Below are 15081 nucleotides of genomic sequence, written 5' to 3'. Positions count from 1 at the left end.
TAGTGGCGACTCGGAATTAGTAGGCGAACTAGGCGGCCACGGTCCGTTCTACTTCTTCAATCTTTGCGTTCTCGTTAGCTAGACGCGTCTTATGCGCGCTCCAGATGTGAGTCGCGACCATCAAGGCTGCGCCGGGAATTAGCCAAATGATCAAGCGCAGGATATCCATGCCGATTCCTTGTCCTGGGAAGTAGACCATGGTCTGAACGGCATGTAGCCACCCGGCGCCATTCCAGAAGGTGTTCAGTGCGCCGAAGAATCCTGGCTGCATGGCTGGCTGGAAGATGCCACCGGAGCTGGTGAAGTTCAAGGCCACAAAGCACATGGTCAAGATCGGTGTGGTCCAGTGGCGAAGCATTGGGTGTAATCCCATGCCGAGCATGATGATCGAGACGGCGTAGACCCACGATGTTAGCCAAATGGCGGCGTAGTGATTATTGATGACGTGGTAGATCGGACCGGAAACAACCACGGCGATGGTCGAGATAACTGCTGCTGCTAGTGCTGCCAAAGCAAAGCGAACTGATAGTTTGACCTTGCCCATGAACCCGGCCAGTGGCACGGCGCTGGCGTAACCACCAATGCTCAGTGCGACGAGTAAGAAGAATAGACCCTGTCCACTAGTGTCGTTTTCTCCGGTAGGAACCACATCGGCAACGTGGAATGGCTGCCCCTGCTTATAGGCCACGTTCATGAAGACTTTTTGTGCGACGTTCACCGACGTTTCTGAAGCGGCGCTCGAAACGTAAAGCGTGGCCGAATCCTTGGTTGATTCGTAAGCGGCTACGATTTCACGATTCTCCACCAACTGCTGTGCGGACTGGTTGTCCTGGACGGTGCGCACATTCAGTGCTCCATCCGATTCATCTTGCAAAGTCTGCGCAAAAACCTTGGTGGCTGCAGAATCTCCAACCACTGCCACCTGCACATTGTGCGGGGTGGGCTGATGGAAAGCTCCGAGGTAGAACAAACCCATGATGGCGCACAAGAAGAACGGAATCAGCATGGTTCGCGCCAGCTTTCCCCATCCCTTCGGTGCAGGCTTAGGGGGCGTAAGTTTGTGCGGCGTGGAGTCGGAATGCTTGGCAGCGGGGGTACTGGGGGCGGTGGTGTCGGTGGCAGTCATATGTTTTAAGGATACCGCTTGTGTTGCATTGTGCAACATAAAATCTTGAGTTCTCCGCCACGTACTAGACTCGGGGTTATGGGCAGGAAAGAACGGGAAACAGACATCGAGTCCGTCTACCATCACATGCAGATGATCACTCGACGAGCAAACTCACGCTCACGGCAACTTGCTGAGCCCTTGAGCACGGTGGAGCATTCGTTGTTACGGTTCATCGCCGATACGCCGGGGTCTCGGGCCACCGATATCGCCGAAGCGTTCTCACTGAATCGTTCAACGGTCTCGCGCCAAGTCGGTACGCTGCTCGATTTGGGCTACGCGGCTTACGACGATTCAGAAGCCGGACGAGGCCGCATTCTGGAGCTCACCAAATTAGGTCAAGAACGACTAGATGCTTCGGCTGCCGTACATCGAGCCGCGGTCATTGAGCGGTTGGAAGGCTGGAGCGCGGAACAAATTAGCGACTTCGCCGCAGCGCTTGAGCGCTACAACGAGGCAGATTCACAGTAGTCTAAGCAACCTTCACAAACCGTGGCCCACTGTAGCCGTCGCGGTCCACGGTCTCTTCGAACATTTCCAGCGGACGGGCCCAGAAGCTGTAGTCATCGTAGAGCTTGCGGTAGAAGACCAGTGGTTCCTCGGTTTCGCTGTGTTTGCCCACGGCCAGCACCTCGTAGCGTTGTCCTTTAAAGTGTTGGTAGATTCCAGCTTCGACGCTCATATTTCAGTCTTTCTGATCAAAGTAGGTAGTGTTTTTAGCGCCGTCCGTGGCCGGTGCCGCCACTGCGCTGAGTGAGCAAATGTTCCAGGACGGTATCCAGCACGGCCAATCCGTCTTTGACCCCGCCGGTGGAACCGGGCAGGGTGATCACAAAAGTCTTGCCGGCAAAGCCGGCCACCCCACGAGTGATAATCGACAGCGGAGTTGAAGCCTCACCACGACGTCGGATGGCCTCAATAATCCCCGGAAGTCGCACATCCAAAAGTGGTTCGACCATCTCGGGGGACCGATCATCGGGGGAGACCCCGGTGCCACCGGTAACGATCACTACCGAGGTGCCGGCGGCGAGCTGTTCTTGAACGGCATCGTGCACCGGTTGCCCATCGGCTACGACCAAGGGGTCTACCACTTGGAACTCGCGCTCACGCAGCCACCGGCGGATCAGCGGGCCGGTTTTATCCTCAGCAGTTCCCGCAGCAGCGCTGGTCGAGGCAACCACCACCGCGGCCTGACGGTTAGTCTTCACGAACCCAGTCGCCACTTTTGCCACCGGACTTTGCCAAGACCTTCACGGAGCGAACCTCGGCGTGCTTATCTACGGCCTTGACCATGTCGTATAGGGTCAATGCGGCTACGCTGGCCGCCGTCAACGCTTCCATCTCCACCCCGGTGACGCCCTTGGTGGTTACCTGCGCGATAACACGCACTGCGGCATCCTGGGCCTCGAAGTCAATGGACACCTTGGAAATCGGCAACGGGTGGCACAGCGGAATCAGTTCCCAGGTGCGCTTGGCCGCCATGATGCCCGCAACCCGAGCAGTGCCTAAGGCCTCACCCTTAGGAAGATTGCCGGTCATCAGCATCGGAACCACGTCTTCGCGGGTGACAAAGATGGCCTCTGCGGTAGCAACACGCTTGGTGACAGCCTTGTCGCTGACATCAACCATGTGGGCGCTGCCGTCTTCACGCAGGTGAGTAAGTTTTTCAGACATTCATGCTCCAAGTTTCAATTTGCTGCCCAGCAGTCAGTTGGCTGACGCCGACCGGGATATGTACCAGCGCATCGGCGCGGGCCAGGTCGTGGACCAGATGCGAGCCCGGATCCAGGATTTCCACTTGGCCCTCGCGGATCACCGCCCGGCGTACCTGATGTTTATGCTCGGGTGAGCTGACATTGGCGGCCAGCGGGTAATGCTGCGATACCGGCTCGGGCAAAACGTTGAACTTGCGCAACAACGGAGCCAAGAACAATTCAGCCGATAACAGCGCACTAACCGGGTTACCGGGGAAGCACAGCACCGCTGCCTGAGGCAGTTGGGCGAAACCTTGCGGGCCACCAGGCTGGATGGCCACATGGTGGAAGGAACCACCCAATGGCGAAAGAGCTTGGCGGACCACCTCATAGGCTCCGGCACTGATGCCGCCCACCGTCAGAATTAGATCTACCTGTTCTTGCAGCGCATCAATAGCCAGTGCAAAGCCTTGAGGATCATCAGGTAGTTGCAGTGTGCGGACCTGCACCTGATAGCGGCGCAACCAAGCAACGAGCATGGGGGAGTTGGAGTCCGGGATCTGACCTTCGGAGCGCTGATCATCGCTGAGTTCGTCCCCCGTGGTGCACACCGCCACCTTTAGGTCACGGCGTACACAAACTTCCCGCAGTCCACTGGAAACCAGCGCGGCAATCATGGTGGGGGTCAGCCGGGTTCCGGCTTTGGCTACCAACGCGCCGGCTTCCAGATCAACACCGACAGGGCGGATGAAGCGCCCCGGTTCACTGGGTGCGGTGAAAGTGGCCTGCCCGCTCGGGGCCCCTTGATTCGCTCGAACCAACTCAGGGAATGTTCCTGTGACGCTCTCTTCTACCGGGATCACGGTATCGGCGCCGAGCGGGATCATCGCACCGGTCATCACCGGGCTGACGGTACCTTCGGCCAAAGTGATTTGCTGATCGCCAGCGGCAGCGGTGAATCCGAGCGGCAAAGTCACCGGGGATGAAGATGTTGCAGTGGCCAGGTCCGCGCTACGTGCAGCGTATCCATCCATCTGCGAATTGGTGAACGCAGGGATAGGTAACTGGGCGTACAGATCCTCGCTAAGGATCCGATCAGCAGCCTCGGGGCTATCAGTGGGCAGCACTTCGCTATCTAAGGAAGCAAAGACCGGGGACAGCACGGCAACAAGTTCGGCTTGATGGTTTTCTAAGGTGCAGGTCATCGGTTATCCGCCAGCAAATGGTGGCAGAACATCCACCGTAAGATTTTCGGCTGAACCAAGCTCGCCGGCATCGCGGCGCACCACTCCATTGATCAGGAAACTTCCGGCACGCAAAACCTGTGCCATTTCTGTCCCGTAGGAATTGATCAGTTCGCTACGCAGCGTCGCGAGCGTTTCGGGGCGTTCCCAGCTCTCCTGCTCGCAGCCCGCTGCTGCCGCCGCGGCAGCGAAGTAGCGTATCGTAATCTTCGACATGACTTCATGCTATCGCGCCACAGCGATAAGGAGCACGATGAAAAGTGAACGCGACTTTCCCGCGCTTGTAGCCCCCGGGCCAGCACTGCGCGAAGAACAGGCTGCACGAGCCGCGCGCCAACTAACCCTGCCCGGATTTGATGACACCGCGCAGCGCAGACTGGCTGCCGCCCGGGTGCTGGTCATCGGCGCCGGAGGACTAGGCAGCGCCAGCGTCCCTTATCTAGTCGGAGCAGGCGTAGGCACCATCGGCATCGTTGATGATGACGTCGTGGAGCTATCTAACCTGCATCGCCAAGTCACCCACACCACCGCCAATATCGGGCTGGCCAAAACCACTTCACTGGCTCAAGCTGCCACAGCGCTGGACCCAAATGTGGAAATCATCGAGCATAATCTGCGCTTGGATTCATCCAATGCGTTAGAGATCTTTGCGAATTATGACTTGGTTATCGACGGAAGTGACAACTTCCCGACCCGCTACCTGACCAATGACGCGGCCCAACTCACCGGCATTCCATTGATCTGGGGCTCCATCCTGCAACACCACGGACAAGTCTCCGTGGCTTGGCACGAACACGGCCCCGGCTACCGTGACCTGTTCCCGGTGCCACCGGCCCCGGGCACCGTGCCCGACTGCGCCGCCGGGGGAGTGCTACCGGGATTGTGCGGAACCGTCGGCTCGCTGTTAGCCACCGAAGCGATGAAGTTGATCGCCGGAATCGGCACCCCGCTGGTGGGCAAGGTGCTGATCTATGATGCGCTGGCCGCCAACACCCGAACCCTCGAATTCTCCCGGGACCCGCAAGGCACTGAAGTCACCGAGCTGATCGACTACGTGCTCTTCTGCTCTGGTTCACTACCCGAAGCCCAAAGCATCAGCGCCCAAGCGCTCGCCGAATTGCTAGCCGGAACGGACGCTCCGGTGTTGTTGGACGTACGCAATGATGACGAACGCGCGCAGCAGCACATTGCCGGTTCCTTGCATCTACCCCTGCCGGAATTGGAAGCCGCGATTGAATCGGGCGCAGCTCTAGATCAGATCCCAGAGCAGGTGACGGTCTACTGCGCTCGTGGTCCGCGTTCGCAACGCGCAGCATCCTTGCTCGCCGGTCGAGGCATCACAACGAATTACCTTGAAGGCGGGCTTCCCGCACTGGCTGAGGTGGCCCCGCAGCTGCTGGCCGAACCCGCACCTACCGAAGGAGCCCGCTCGTGAGCTACGCGCTGATCACCGAAGAACCCATCGACGAGGCCGCAGTCCGCGATGCCGTGCAGTCCGATACCGCCGGAGCGGTAGTGCTCTTCCACGGAATCATTCGCAACCACGACGGCGGCCAATCAGTGAACTCTTTGGACTACTCGCACCATCCGCAGGCACAGGACTTCCTTGAGAAGATCATCGCCGAGGAAGAAGAACGCACCGGTCTGAAGCTCTCGGCAGTGCACCGCGTAGGTCCGCTGAAGATTGGTGATGCAGCGTTGGTCGCTGCCTCGGCGGCCGCGCACCGCAAGGAAGCATTCGATGCGATTGAGAACCTCGTGGAACGCATCAAGGCCGAGGTCCCAATCTGGAAGAAGCAGCACTTCACTTCCGGCAGTTCAGAATGGGTTGGGCTGTAGACGAAGTATTGCTTGAATCCTTGGAACAGCAGTCTTGGAGACTCTTTCAGTCCGTTAACAAGACGCGCCTCAGGCACAATCCGCTAATCTTTCAGCATGACCTTGCACCCCGAAACCATCGCGACTATTCGAGACTCTTGGGCATCGATACTCGGCATTTCGGCCGAAGCACTGGAGCGGGGCGAGAATCGCGTTTATCGCGAAAAGAACGATAGCGCCGTACTCATGTTCGTTTCGTTGTTCGGCACAGGGATCTTGGTTGGCCCTTCATGGGCGATTGAAGCCGGACGAAATTTACCCGATTCAGATCTGGTCAATCACGCGAAACTTCTAGAACTCAGTGCTCCCTATGGAGGAAAACCTCTAGGGGAAGCGAAGTTGTACTACAGCGATACGGCCCCAATACTGCCTACCCCCAATGCAAAGGTGAGCCGTCTGCGAGAGCACGCCATTGATCTCGAAAAAGCCTGCCCATCCAAAGACATCGCAGAAGTCGGCTTGAGCGAGATGGAAAATACCTTCATCATGATTAGCGAATCTGAGAATGAGTCGGCGCCTATGGCAGGTGCTGGCTACGACGTGTGGGAAGAAAAACTGGCCCACCTCGGCGCGCTCGTCGCACCTGCCAATCGGCAAAGTGGACTCGGTTCTCAGACAGTTGCCATCGCTCAACAGCATGCACTCGACGTTGGCCTGATTCCTCAGTGGCGTGTGCACGTCGACAACGCAGCGTCCATCCGAACAGCTATGCGCGCCGGATTTGAGTATGCAGGGACCCAAACCACTGTAATTCTCAAGAGCTAGCGCGCAGCGCACATGGTTAGCTGGCGGTGCGCTTAAAGGCAATAGCTGCCAGTGCTGCGGCCTGATCTCCGAGTACCTGGTCATCAAAAATGACGCGCGGCGAGTGATTCCACTCCGTTTCCTTGGCCGTCATTTCAGACGGTGAGGTGAGCAGTCCGATAAACGTGCCTGGAACTTCATCGAGCACAAAAGCGAAATCCTCAGAACCCATCATTGGTGAAGGCATCACCGCTACGCGCTGTTCGCCGTAGATTTCGCGCATCGTTTCCAGCGCAGCGTCGGTCTCAGCCGGGTCGTTCACAGTCACCGGGTACAACGTTTCAAAGCTCACATCCGCGGTGAGCTCATGGGCTGCTGCCACGCCTTGGATGACTCGTGGCAACCCTTCTTCTAAGACTGCAAGGGATTCGTGGGACATGGTGCGGATGGTGGCCGCCAACTCGACACTTTCCGGGATGACATTGATTGCGCCGTCGCCGGTGTTCATGCGGGTAATCGAGAGGACCACCGGGTCGAAAGCGTTAAACCGTCGAGTGACAAAACTCTGCAAGGCCAGGACAAGCTCTGCTGCAGCGGGAACTGGATCCAGGGTCTGATGTGGTTGTGAGCCATGTCCGCCGCGTCCACGCAATGTCACGCTCAGCTGGTTTGAGCCGGCAGCTACCGGACCGCCGCGAGTTGCGAAGAGCCCGCGTGGACCGGGGCCCACATGGATGGCGTAGGCGGCAACCGGAGGTTCTCCGGCTACCGAGAGTAGTCCCTCTTCGAGCATGATCTTGGCGCCACCGTGGCCTTCTTCTCCTGGCTGGAACATGAAGATGACTGAGCCATGAAGTTCACTTTTCCGGGCCGACAATAATTTGGCTGCACCAACAAGTCCCGCGGTATGCAGATCGTGGCCGCAGGCGTGCATGTTGCCATTGGTGGATGCAAAGTCCAGATTGGACTCTTCGACGATCGGCAATGCGTCCATGTCGCCACGAAGCAGAACGCTCGGACCGGGCAGCTCTCCTCGAAGCACGGCGGTGACCGAGCTGGTGCGTGTGCCGGTGGTGATTTCCAGCGGTAGCCCTTCGAGGGCGTCGAGTACCTTTTGCTGGGTTCGAGGCAGAGTCAGTCCCAGCTCGGGGTCCGCATGCAATGCGCGGCGCAGTTCGACAAGTTCAGGAAGGATCGTTTGCGCGTCAGAGGTAAAGTCGGCAGGGGTCATGAGGCAGCCTTTCATGGGAAGTGTTCGGCGCGATTGCAAAGGCCATCGGAAGGGCTTCGTGATGATACATATGGCCGTGCTGATGGTTAAATCTTTAAGTATTCTCTAGTGAGAGCTTTAATCTGAATGATTTGAATGTGATCAGCACGCCAGCGACTATACTCCCCGGGATTGCCTCGCGAGCACTTCTCAAGGCTGTTTTTGTTGCATCTCACAACTTTCGCAATCAGGAGCTGAGATTCTCCGTCCACGAATCGAGGAGCGTGCGCAGTTCTGCTGGCTGGATGTCGCTGACTTTGGCCTGGCTCATGGCGAGTCCAAATGCGGCCCAGTTCAGATTCATATTCTCGGTTCGCACCAAACAGTTGTTGGCATCGATTGCTTCAATCTGGAACCAGCGGCCGATCAGTGGCTCCAACTTTTTAGCGCTGGCATGGATGCGTGCGCTGACATCTTGCGGTCCAGTCCCGCGCAAGCCTGCACGGACAAACCCTGCCGCATCACCACCTGGCACCGCGCGGGGCGCAAAGCGCAAGGCTCTGGGTGAAGCGTTCTGTGCGCGGTCTACGCGGAAACTGCGCCAATCATCGCGGTCCAGATCAAAGGCCACCAGATAGTAGCGGTTGCCCACGTTCACCAGTTGGGCCGGCTCTACCCTGCGTGAACTCTTTGCTCCTTTGGCATCTTTGTAATCAAAAGCGATTCGTTCATGGTCGCGGCAAGCCTGGGCAAAAGCCACCAGTACTTCAGGATTTACCGGATCCGGTGCGGAGTACTGCGAATTCAGTGGCACGGTGCTCGCAGTCAGTGCCTGCGCGCGCTTGCGTAACCTGGCTGGAAGCACGGGCACAATTTTTCCCATCGCCCGCAAGGCCGCCTCGGCCAGTGTGGAAGATCCGCCGTGCACGCTGGACTGCAGGGAGACCACCAGTGCTACGGCTTCCTCATCATCGAGTACTAGGGGAGGCATGGCGGTGCCGGAAGCCAACTGATAGCCACCGCCCACGCCACGATCGGCCTGCACCGGATACCCCAGATCGCGCAGTCGGTCGATGTCTCGGCGAACGGTGCGCAGGCTGACGTCTAGGCGTTCGGCTAGCTCGTCTCCGGACCAATAACGATGGGTCTGCAGCAGTGAGAGCAAACGAAAAAATCTGGTGCTGGTACTCATGGAATAAGTCTGCCTTGATTTAGGACAGGAACTGGCACTTTTCACTTCTACTGTGGTTATTACCAGCTGGAAATACCGGCTGCAGCTTATGCCAGGAGGCAATCATGAGCACCATGGCCATTACCAACACCACCCTGAATGGCGAACGCGCCGACCTATTCCAGGCACTGGCTAACGCACGGCATTTCCTGCGTTTCACTGTGCAGGGTTTGAGCGACGAGCAGGCTGCACAGCGCACTACCGTCAGTGAATTGACCCTTGGTGGTTTGATCAAACATGTCAGTGCCGTGGAAGGGCAGTGGCAAGAATTCATGGTCAAAGGCCGGGCTGCGATGGCTTGGGATGGCGCAGACTTCAGCGATATGCCTCCCGAAGCGCTTGAAATGTTCCTCAACGAATTCCGTATGCAACCCGGCGAAACCTTGGAAGCGCTTCTGGAGAACTATGCGCAGATTGCTTCTCGGACCGACGCGCTGCTTGCCCAGATAGATCTAGACACCGTGCACGAGTTGCCTGCCGCTCCGTGGTTTGTTGACTCCCAGTGGTCGGTTCGCCGAACGCTGTTGCACATCATCGCCGAAACTACCCAGCATTCGGGACATGCGGACATCATTCGTGAATCGCTGGACGGGCAGAAATCGATGGGCTAGCCCCCTATGTAGGACATCTCGATGCGCTTGCGGTTTCCCGGGGCCAGTGCAGCACGCAACTCAGAATAATTATCATCGCGCTTACGCCAGTGGCCGGTAAGTGCTTTAGCCAAGTCCTCGTCGCTGATCCCTTCCCTCATCAGCTTGCGCAGGTCATAGCCGGAACCAGCAAACAAGCAGGTGTAGAGCTGTCCCTCGGCGGAAACTCGTGAGCGTGAGCAGTTGCCACAGAACGCATTGGTCACACTGGAGATCACGCCTATTTCACCGGCACCATCGGCGTAGCGCCAGCGGTTGGCGGTTTCTCCCGGTTCGGTTTTGGTCACCGGTTCCAGCGCCCAGCGCTCGTTGATCATTGAGACCACCTCAGCTGAGGGAAGAACCTCATCAACCTTCCAGCCGTTGGTGGTGCCCACATCCATATACTCAATGAAGCGCAGGATGGCCCCGGTGCCACGGAAATGCTCAGCTAGGGTCAGGATTTCATCGTCGTTGACCCCGCGTTTGACGACCGTATTAATTTTCACCGGACCTAAACCAACCTGGCGGGCCACCTCGATTGCTTCCAGCACACGGGCGACAGGGAAGTTCACGTCGTTGATGGCTTTAAATTTGGCATCATCAAGTGAATCCAGCGAGATGGTCACACGGTTCAGTCCGGCATCTTTCAGCGACTGCGCCATCTTGGGCAGCGCCGAACCATTAGTGGTCATCGCCAAATCCACTGGTGCACCTTCAGGGGTGCGTAACTTTGCGAGCATCGAGACCAGCTCGGTGATGCCACGGCGCAACAAGGGTTCGCCACCGGTCAGCCGAAGCTTGGTGACGCCAAGGGTTACGCTCACGCGTGCCAAGCGTTCAATCTCTTCAAAGCTGAGTAATTCCGACCGCTCGCGGAAGGCGAAGTCGCGACCGAAAATTTCCTTGGGCATGCAGTACACACAACGGAAATTGCAGCGGTCGGTCACCGAGATGCGCAAATCATGCAGGGGCCGCCCACGGGCGTCGGTGATATCCCCTGCCGGTAAAACTGTCATAACTACCAGCGTAACTGCCGCGGACTAACGGTGGAAGATCGGCGGGTAAAACAGCAAATCAACACGTAAAATAACGTATTTGAACGGACCGCGGTTGTAGCATGGGCACAAAGCTTAAGTACTGGAGAATTCATGCGTGTAACCTGGCCGCTGGCTGCCCGATGTGTGCTGGCAGGCACCGCTGCCGCCCTGGTCCTCTCCGGTTGCAGCAGTGATAAACCAGCTGATCAGCAAAGCATCACCATCTCTGCAGCAGCATCACTGCACGGTGCCTTCGATGAAATCGCCGAAGAATTTCGCAGCGAACATCCCGAAGTAAAGATCAACGGCATCAACTATGACGGCTCCTCAACTTTGGCCACACAAATTGTTGAAGGTGCGGACGTAGACGTGTTTGCTTCCGCTGACGAACGTAATATGGACGAGGTAACCGAAGCAGGATTTGGCCACGAACCAGTGATTTTTGCCAGCAATACCCTGGTGATCGCGGTGCCAAAAGATAACCCCGCCAACATCAAGTCGCTGTCCGATTTGGCCGGAGCCAGCACCGTACTGTGCGCCTCGCAGGTGCCGTGCGGTAACGCCTCACAGCAGTTGCTGACAAAGGCCGGGGTGAAGGTTAAGCCGGTCAGCGAAGAACAAAATGTCACCGCGGTGGTGCAGAAGGTAGCTGCCGGCGAAGCTGACGCAGGGCTGGTGTACGCCACCGACGTGGAGGATGAACCCGATCTGGCCGCTATCGTGCCCGAACGGGCCGATGAAGTGGTCAACAGTTACCCGATCGCCACCCTGGACGATAATCCGGCCGCCCAAGAGTTCCTCGACTTTGTCACCGGCGAGCGCGGCCAGCAGATCCTGACCGACTACGGATTTGGTAGTGGGGCTGCGCAGGGCAATGGCTAGCGACACTGGGCTGCGCGTCCCGGCTTTCACCCTCGCCCCGGCGGTGCTGGGGGTAGCCCTACTGATCTTGCCGCTGTTGGCCTTGCTGGGTCGGGCCAGCTGGTCCACCCTGCTTGCCGATGCCACCAGCGAACAAGCCCTGTCGGCCCTCTGGCTTTCGGTGCGCACCGGGGTGGCGGCCACCGCGTTGTGCGTTGTGCTCGGGGTGCCGCTGGCCCTGGTGATCGCCCGCAGCAGCCCGAAGATCGCGCAACTACTACGTGCACTAATCGCCGTACCCTTGGTGCTGCCACCGATGGTCGGTGGGGTGGCGCTGCTTTTCCTTTTTGGTCGCACCAGCCCGATCGGGCAACTGATCGATTCACTCTGGGGGATCACCCTGCCCTTTTCCACCGCTGCCGTGGTGATCGCGCAAAGCTTTGTGGCGCTGCCCTTCCTGGTGCTCTCGGTGGAGGGGTCGCTGCGCTCGGTGGGCACCGGGTACGAACAGGCCGCTGCAACTCTGGGCGCCGGGCGCTGGATGGTGCTCACCCGTATCACCCTGCCGCTGGCCGCCCCCGGGCTGGTGGCCGGGGTGATCCTGTGCTTCGCGCGGGCCATCGGCGAATTTGGGGCCACCGCGCTGTTTGCCGGCAATGCTCCCGGGATCACCCAGACCATGCCGCTGGCGATCTACACCGCGTTTAATGGGGCCGGCGCCGGACGGGATACCGCCGTGGCGCTGTCCCTGTTGTTGCTGGGAACCGCGGTGCTGGTGCTGTTGTGTGTTCGCGCTTGGCGTCCGGGGGCCATCAAATGAGACTGCTTGTTGATCTGCAGGTGCCACGCGCCGGCTTTGACGTTCAGGCAAAATTCCAGGTGCGTTCGGGCAGTACGCTGGCGATCATGGGGCCCAGCGGGGCTGGCAAGTCCACCATCGTGAACGCCATCGCCGGAACCGAGAAAATTGCGGGCGGGCGGATCGAACTTGATGGCACCATTTTGGCCGATGCGCGCCGGCACCTAGCCCCGCACCTGCGCGGGGTGGGGCTGCTGGGTCAAGCCCCGCACCTGTTCCCGCATCTGGACGCGGTCAAAAATATTGCCTTTGGGGCCCACGCCTCGGGGTTGGGTAAAACTGCGGCGCTGGCTAGCGCCCACGAATGGCTGGCTCGGCTGGGACTAGAAGAACTAGCTGCTGCGCGCCCGACTGCCCTCTCCGGCGGGCAACGCCAACGCATCGCCCTGGCCCGAGCGTTGGCCGCCCGGCCCAAGCTGTTACTGATCGATGAACCCTTTGCCTCACTGGATGTTGAGGCCGCCATGGATATGCGCGCACTGGTGCGCGAAGAGCTCACGCGCACAAATACCAGCGCCATTGTCATCTCGCATTCGGCCGCCGACACCTTGGCGCTGGCCGATCAACTTCTGGTTATGGAACGCGGCCAGATCATTGACTCGGGAAGTGTGTCTGAAGTTTTTGCCAACCCGGTCAACCGGTTTATGCGCGCGGTGGTGGCCACCCTTCCCGCCAACCCACCAGGAGAACAGCGATGAAACGCCAGCCCGAAGAAGCTATCAGCGTGGCCGAACACAGCGCCCGGCTGTTAAGCCTGGTTCAGCCATTGGCACCACAAACCCTGCCGGTGGGCCCGGTACTGCACGGCGCGGTTCTGGCCAGCGACGTATTGGCCAGCCACCCGCTGCCCCTGTGGGATAACTCGGCGATGGATGGCTTTGCGGTGCGTAGCGCCGACACCGCGATTCTTACTTCAGGCAGCCCGGCCACCCTACAAGTCATCGGCGAAGTTCCCGCCGGAAGCAGCTGGGACCCGCAGCTGTTGCCCGGTCAGTGTGTGAAGATCATGACCGGCGCTCCCTTGCCCACGGCTGCCGACGCGGTGGCGCGCATCGAGGACACCAGTGCCGCGGTGGCCGGCTGGGATGTGTCCAGCGTGCGGATCAACGTGCCGGTGCCTAAAGGCAAAGATGTGCGTCAACGAGGTGAAGACCGCAGCACCGGCGAGCTGATCGCCCGCGCCGGAGATGAGCTCGGCGCAGCCCGACTTTCGGCCTTGGCCGCCGCAGGGGCGAGCGAACTGTTGGTGCGCACCATGCCCAAGGTGGCCGTGTTGGTCACCGGCGCCGAGCTACGCCCGCCGGGCCAAACACTGTCCCGCGGACAGATCCCGGAAACCAATTCGCTGCTGATTGCCGGGTTGCTCGCCGAGTCTGGCATTACTGCGGCCACGATCGTGCACTGTGTTGATGACCCGCAGACCGTGCGCGCGAAGCTTAATGAGCTGGCGCCCACCCACGACGCGATCCTGAGCACCGGAGGGGTCGGCCCCGGCGACTATGACGTGATGCGCAAGGTGTTGGCCGACGAGCCCGGCGTGTACGCCACCCGCGTGCGCGTACGCCCAGGCCAGCCGCAGTGTGCCGGACGTTTGGCTAAAGGCGCGATGATGTTCGCGCTGCCCGGCAACCCGGTGAGCGCAGCGGTCAGCTTCGAACTTTTTGTCCGCCCTGCCCTGCGTGCCATGCAAGGCCACAGCGTATTGCAGCGTCCCCGGCTCAAGGCAGTCGCCGCACTTGGGTGGAGGGCCGCCGGCAACCGCTTGCAGGTTTTGCCCATCGTCTTTGAGCATGGCGAGCAGCTGCGCTGCGCCCCGGCGGTTGCGGCCGGTCGCATCTCCCACTCGGTCGGTGGGTTCGGCTCCGCCCAGGGATACGCGCTGATTCCGGCCGGCGTTGAAGAGATCCACCCGGGCGATACCGTTGATGTACTGCGGACCGGGCTATGACGGACGACTTTGACGTGCTTGTGCTGGCCGGCGGGCGCGGCACCCGGCTGGGCGGAGCGAATAAGCCCGAACTGCTTGTTCACTCCCAGCGCTTGGTGGATCGGGTCATTCTTGCCGCCCGTCGTGCCACAGTCGGCCGCGTGGTGGTGATCGGCGATCAGGTCACCGGCGCCTTAGCCGACGTGGTGTTGCGCGAAGACCCGCCCTTTGCTGGCCCCTTAGCGGCCATCGCCGCCGGAATCCCTGAGGTGAGTAGCGGGTGGTGCATGATCCTGGCCTGCGACCTGCAGCATCCCGATGCGGTCATTTCTGCCCTGAGCGACCACGTGGATCAGTGCGCCGCCGATGGGCTGGTGCTTCGTGATGCTCAAGGCTACGTGCAGTGGCTCGCCGGGTACTATCGCACCGCCGCCGTCGCTGAAGCTTGCGAAAAACTGGCCGGGCAGTTGGTTAATGCCCCGGTGCGCAAAGCGCTCGGCGCACTAGATTTGGCTGAACTACCGGTGGATGATGAAACCACCGATGACATCGATACCCCGCAGGCGCTGGAACGCGCCCGCCGCAACACAAAGGAATGA

At 59.5% G+C, this 15081-nt stretch carries 19 protein-coding genes; 10 read left to right on the top strand and 9 right to left on the bottom strand.

What is annotated here, in order from left to right; all coding sequences use genetic code 11:
* Nucleotides 1-28: 28 nt before the first annotated feature.
* The gene (locus EYR88_RS14365; RefSeq protein ID WP_131090455.1) at nucleotides 29-1126 is read right to left on the bottom strand and encodes an ABC transporter permease; all 1098 of its coding nucleotides are present in this window, start codon (nucleotides 1124-1126) and stop codon (nucleotides 29-31) included.
* Nucleotides 1127-1204: 78 nt separating this feature from the next.
* On the opposite strand from EYR88_RS14365, the gene EYR88_RS14360 reads away from it, so the two are divergent.
* Nucleotides 1205-1636 carry a MarR family transcriptional regulator gene (locus tag EYR88_RS14360; RefSeq protein ID WP_131090454.1) on the top strand — a complete coding sequence of 144 codons (432 nt, stop codon included), beginning with the start codon at nucleotides 1205-1207 and terminating at the stop codon, nucleotides 1634-1636.
* Between the two features lies 1 nt (nucleotide 1637).
* Here the strand turns inward: EYR88_RS14360 and EYR88_RS14355 are convergent, their stop codons facing one another.
* From EYR88_RS14355 to EYR88_RS14335, 5 genes are read right to left on the bottom strand one after another with little or no spacing between them, the layout of a single operon-like run.
* Nucleotides 1638-1847 (bottom strand): DUF1653 domain-containing protein, encoded by a 210-nt coding sequence (locus tag EYR88_RS14355; protein WP_131090453.1) that lies wholly within the window; start codon nucleotides 1845-1847, stop codon nucleotides 1638-1640.
* Between the two features lie 34 nt (nucleotides 1848-1881).
* A complete protein-coding gene (locus EYR88_RS14350; protein WP_131090452.1) occupies nucleotides 1882-2373 on the bottom strand; it encodes a molybdopterin-binding protein in 492 nt (163 codons plus the stop codon).
* On the bottom strand, nucleotides 2363-2839 hold the full coding sequence (gene moaC, locus EYR88_RS14345) for a cyclic pyranopterin monophosphate synthase MoaC (protein ID WP_131090451.1): 477 nt from the start codon (nucleotides 2837-2839) through the stop codon (nucleotides 2363-2365). Before moaC ends, EYR88_RS14350 begins: the two co-directional genes overlap by 11 nt.
* On the bottom strand, nucleotides 2832-4064 hold the full coding sequence (locus tag EYR88_RS14340; protein WP_131090450.1) for a molybdopterin molybdotransferase MoeA: 1233 nt from the start codon (nucleotides 4062-4064) through the stop codon (nucleotides 2832-2834). The genes moaC and EYR88_RS14340 overlap by 8 nt, the downstream gene beginning before the upstream one ends.
* Before the next feature lie 3 nt (nucleotides 4065-4067).
* A complete protein-coding gene (locus tag EYR88_RS14335; protein ID WP_131090449.1) occupies nucleotides 4068-4319 on the bottom strand; it encodes a MoaD/ThiS family protein in 252 nt (83 codons plus the stop codon).
* Nucleotides 4320-4356: 37 nt separating this feature from the next.
* On the opposite strand from EYR88_RS14335, the gene EYR88_RS14330 reads away from it, so the two are divergent.
* The 3 genes from EYR88_RS14330 to EYR88_RS14320 all read left to right on the top strand — a co-directional run bounded on the left by EYR88_RS14330 (nucleotide 4357) and on the right by EYR88_RS14320 (nucleotide 6746).
* On the top strand, nucleotides 4357-5538 hold the full coding sequence (locus EYR88_RS14330) for a ThiF family adenylyltransferase (protein ID WP_131090448.1): 1182 nt from the start codon (nucleotides 4357-4359) through the stop codon (nucleotides 5536-5538).
* Nucleotides 5535-5942 carry a molybdenum cofactor biosynthesis protein MoaE gene (locus EYR88_RS14325; RefSeq protein ID WP_022875540.1) on the top strand — a complete coding sequence of 136 codons (408 nt, stop codon included), beginning with the start codon at nucleotides 5535-5537 and terminating at the stop codon, nucleotides 5940-5942. Before EYR88_RS14330 ends, EYR88_RS14325 begins: the two co-directional genes overlap by 4 nt.
* 96 nt (nucleotides 5943-6038) lie before the next feature.
* Nucleotides 6039-6746, top strand: a complete 708-nt coding sequence (locus EYR88_RS14320) for a GNAT family protein (protein ID WP_131090447.1) — start codon at nucleotides 6039-6041, stop codon at nucleotides 6744-6746.
* Between the two features lie 16 nt (nucleotides 6747-6762).
* On the opposite strand, the gene EYR88_RS14315 is transcribed toward EYR88_RS14320, so the two are convergent.
* Nucleotides 6763-7956, bottom strand: coding sequence for a M20 family metallopeptidase (locus tag EYR88_RS14315; protein ID WP_131090446.1), 1194 nt, complete (start codon nucleotides 7954-7956; stop codon nucleotides 6763-6765).
* A gap of 226 nt (nucleotides 7957-8182) precedes the next feature.
* Nucleotides 8183-9127 (bottom strand): transcriptional regulator, encoded by a 945-nt coding sequence (locus EYR88_RS14310; RefSeq protein WP_131090445.1) that lies wholly within the window; start codon nucleotides 9125-9127, stop codon nucleotides 8183-8185.
* A 104-nt stretch (nucleotides 9128-9231) separates the two neighbouring features.
* Between EYR88_RS14310 and EYR88_RS14305 the strand changes: the two genes are divergently transcribed.
* On the top strand, nucleotides 9232-9777 hold the full coding sequence (locus EYR88_RS14305) for a DinB family protein (protein WP_165477389.1): 546 nt from the start codon (nucleotides 9232-9234) through the stop codon (nucleotides 9775-9777).
* Here the strand turns inward: EYR88_RS14305 and moaA are convergent.
* Nucleotides 9774-10814, bottom strand: a complete 1041-nt coding sequence (gene moaA / locus EYR88_RS14300) for a GTP 3',8-cyclase MoaA (protein ID WP_131090444.1) — start codon at nucleotides 10812-10814, stop codon at nucleotides 9774-9776. The genes EYR88_RS14305 and moaA overlap by 4 nt on opposite strands.
* 132 nt (nucleotides 10815-10946) lie before the next feature.
* On the opposite strand from moaA, the gene modA reads away from it, so the two are divergent.
* The 5 genes from modA to EYR88_RS14275 are packed head-to-tail and all read left to right on the top strand — an operon-like array spanning nucleotide 10947 to nucleotide 15081.
* Nucleotides 10947-11717, top strand: a complete 771-nt coding sequence (modA, locus tag EYR88_RS14295; protein WP_131090443.1) for a molybdate ABC transporter substrate-binding protein — start codon at nucleotides 10947-10949, stop codon at nucleotides 11715-11717.
* Complete coding sequence (locus tag EYR88_RS14290) at nucleotides 11710-12516, top strand: ABC transporter permease (RefSeq protein WP_131090442.1); 807 nt, start codon at nucleotides 11710-11712, stop codon at nucleotides 12514-12516. Before modA ends, EYR88_RS14290 begins: the two co-directional genes overlap by 8 nt.
* A complete protein-coding gene (locus tag EYR88_RS14285; protein WP_131090441.1) occupies nucleotides 12513-13253 on the top strand; it encodes an ATP-binding cassette domain-containing protein in 741 nt (246 codons plus the stop codon). Before EYR88_RS14290 ends, EYR88_RS14285 begins: the two co-directional genes overlap by 4 nt.
* Nucleotides 13250-14503 (top strand): gephyrin-like molybdotransferase Glp, encoded by a 1254-nt coding sequence (gene glp, locus EYR88_RS14280; RefSeq protein ID WP_131090440.1) that lies wholly within the window; start codon nucleotides 13250-13252, stop codon nucleotides 14501-14503. The genes EYR88_RS14285 and glp overlap by 4 nt, the downstream gene beginning before the upstream one ends.
* On the top strand, nucleotides 14500-15081 hold the full coding sequence (locus tag EYR88_RS14275; protein WP_131090439.1) for an NTP transferase domain-containing protein: 582 nt from the start codon (nucleotides 14500-14502) through the stop codon (nucleotides 15079-15081). Before glp ends, EYR88_RS14275 begins: the two co-directional genes overlap by 4 nt.

It is taken from the genome of Arthrobacter sp. S41 (genome assembly GCF_004320535.1).
In the GTDB taxonomy this organism is placed as follows: domain Bacteria; phylum Actinomycetota; class Actinomycetes; order Actinomycetales; family Micrococcaceae; genus Glutamicibacter.
The sequence above is the reverse complement of the archived record's forward strand: the minus strand, read 5'-3'. Positions and strand labels throughout refer to the sequence as shown.

What these genes read in the sequence shown, in the direction of transcription:
- EYR88_RS14365 (WP_131090455.1), bottom strand. Translation starts at nt 1,126, where the DNA reads ATGACTGCCACCGACACCACCGCCCCCAGTACCCCCGCTGCCAAGCAT.
- EYR88_RS14360 (WP_131090454.1), top strand. Translation starts at nt 1,205, where the DNA reads ATGGGCAGGAAAGAACGGGAAACAGACATCGAGTCCGTCTACCATCAC.
- EYR88_RS14355 (WP_131090453.1), bottom strand. Translation starts at nt 1,847, where the DNA reads ATGAGCGTCGAAGCTGGAATCTACCAACACTTTAAAGGACAACGCTAC.
- moaC (WP_131090451.1), bottom strand. Translation starts at nt 2,839, where the DNA reads ATGTCTGAAAAACTTACTCACCTGCGTGAAGACGGCAGCGCCCACATG.
- EYR88_RS14340 (WP_131090450.1), bottom strand. Translation starts at nt 4,064, where the DNA reads ATGACCTGCACCTTAGAAAACCATCAAGCCGAACTTGTTGCCGTGCTG.
- EYR88_RS14335 (WP_131090449.1), bottom strand. Translation starts at nt 4,319, where the DNA reads ATGTCGAAGATTACGATACGCTACTTCGCTGCCGCGGCGGCAGCAGCG.
- EYR88_RS14330 (WP_131090448.1), top strand. Translation starts at nt 4,357, where the DNA reads ATGAAAAGTGAACGCGACTTTCCCGCGCTTGTAGCCCCCGGGCCAGCA.
- EYR88_RS14320 (WP_131090447.1), top strand. Translation starts at nt 6,039, where the DNA reads ATGACCTTGCACCCCGAAACCATCGCGACTATTCGAGACTCTTGGGCA.
- EYR88_RS14315 (WP_131090446.1), bottom strand. Translation starts at nt 7,956, where the DNA reads ATGACCCCTGCCGACTTTACCTCTGACGCGCAAACGATCCTTCCTGAA.
- EYR88_RS14310 (WP_131090445.1), bottom strand. Translation starts at nt 9,127, where the DNA reads ATGAGTACCAGCACCAGATTTTTTCGTTTGCTCTCACTGCTGCAGACC.
- EYR88_RS14305 (WP_165477389.1), top strand. Translation starts at nt 9,232, where the DNA reads ATGAGCACCATGGCCATTACCAACACCACCCTGAATGGCGAACGCGCC.
- moaA (WP_131090444.1), bottom strand. Translation starts at nt 10,814, where the DNA reads ATGACAGTTTTACCGGCAGGGGATATCACCGACGCCCGTGGGCGGCCC.
- modA (WP_131090443.1), top strand. Translation starts at nt 10,947, where the DNA reads ATGCGTGTAACCTGGCCGCTGGCTGCCCGATGTGTGCTGGCAGGCACC.
- EYR88_RS14290 (WP_131090442.1), top strand. Translation starts at nt 11,710, where the DNA reads ATGGCTAGCGACACTGGGCTGCGCGTCCCGGCTTTCACCCTCGCCCCG.
- EYR88_RS14285 (WP_131090441.1), top strand. Translation starts at nt 12,513, where the DNA reads ATGAGACTGCTTGTTGATCTGCAGGTGCCACGCGCCGGCTTTGACGTT.
- glp (WP_131090440.1), top strand. Translation starts at nt 13,250, where the DNA reads ATGAAACGCCAGCCCGAAGAAGCTATCAGCGTGGCCGAACACAGCGCC.
- EYR88_RS14275 (WP_131090439.1), top strand. Translation starts at nt 14,500, where the DNA reads ATGACGGACGACTTTGACGTGCTTGTGCTGGCCGGCGGGCGCGGCACC.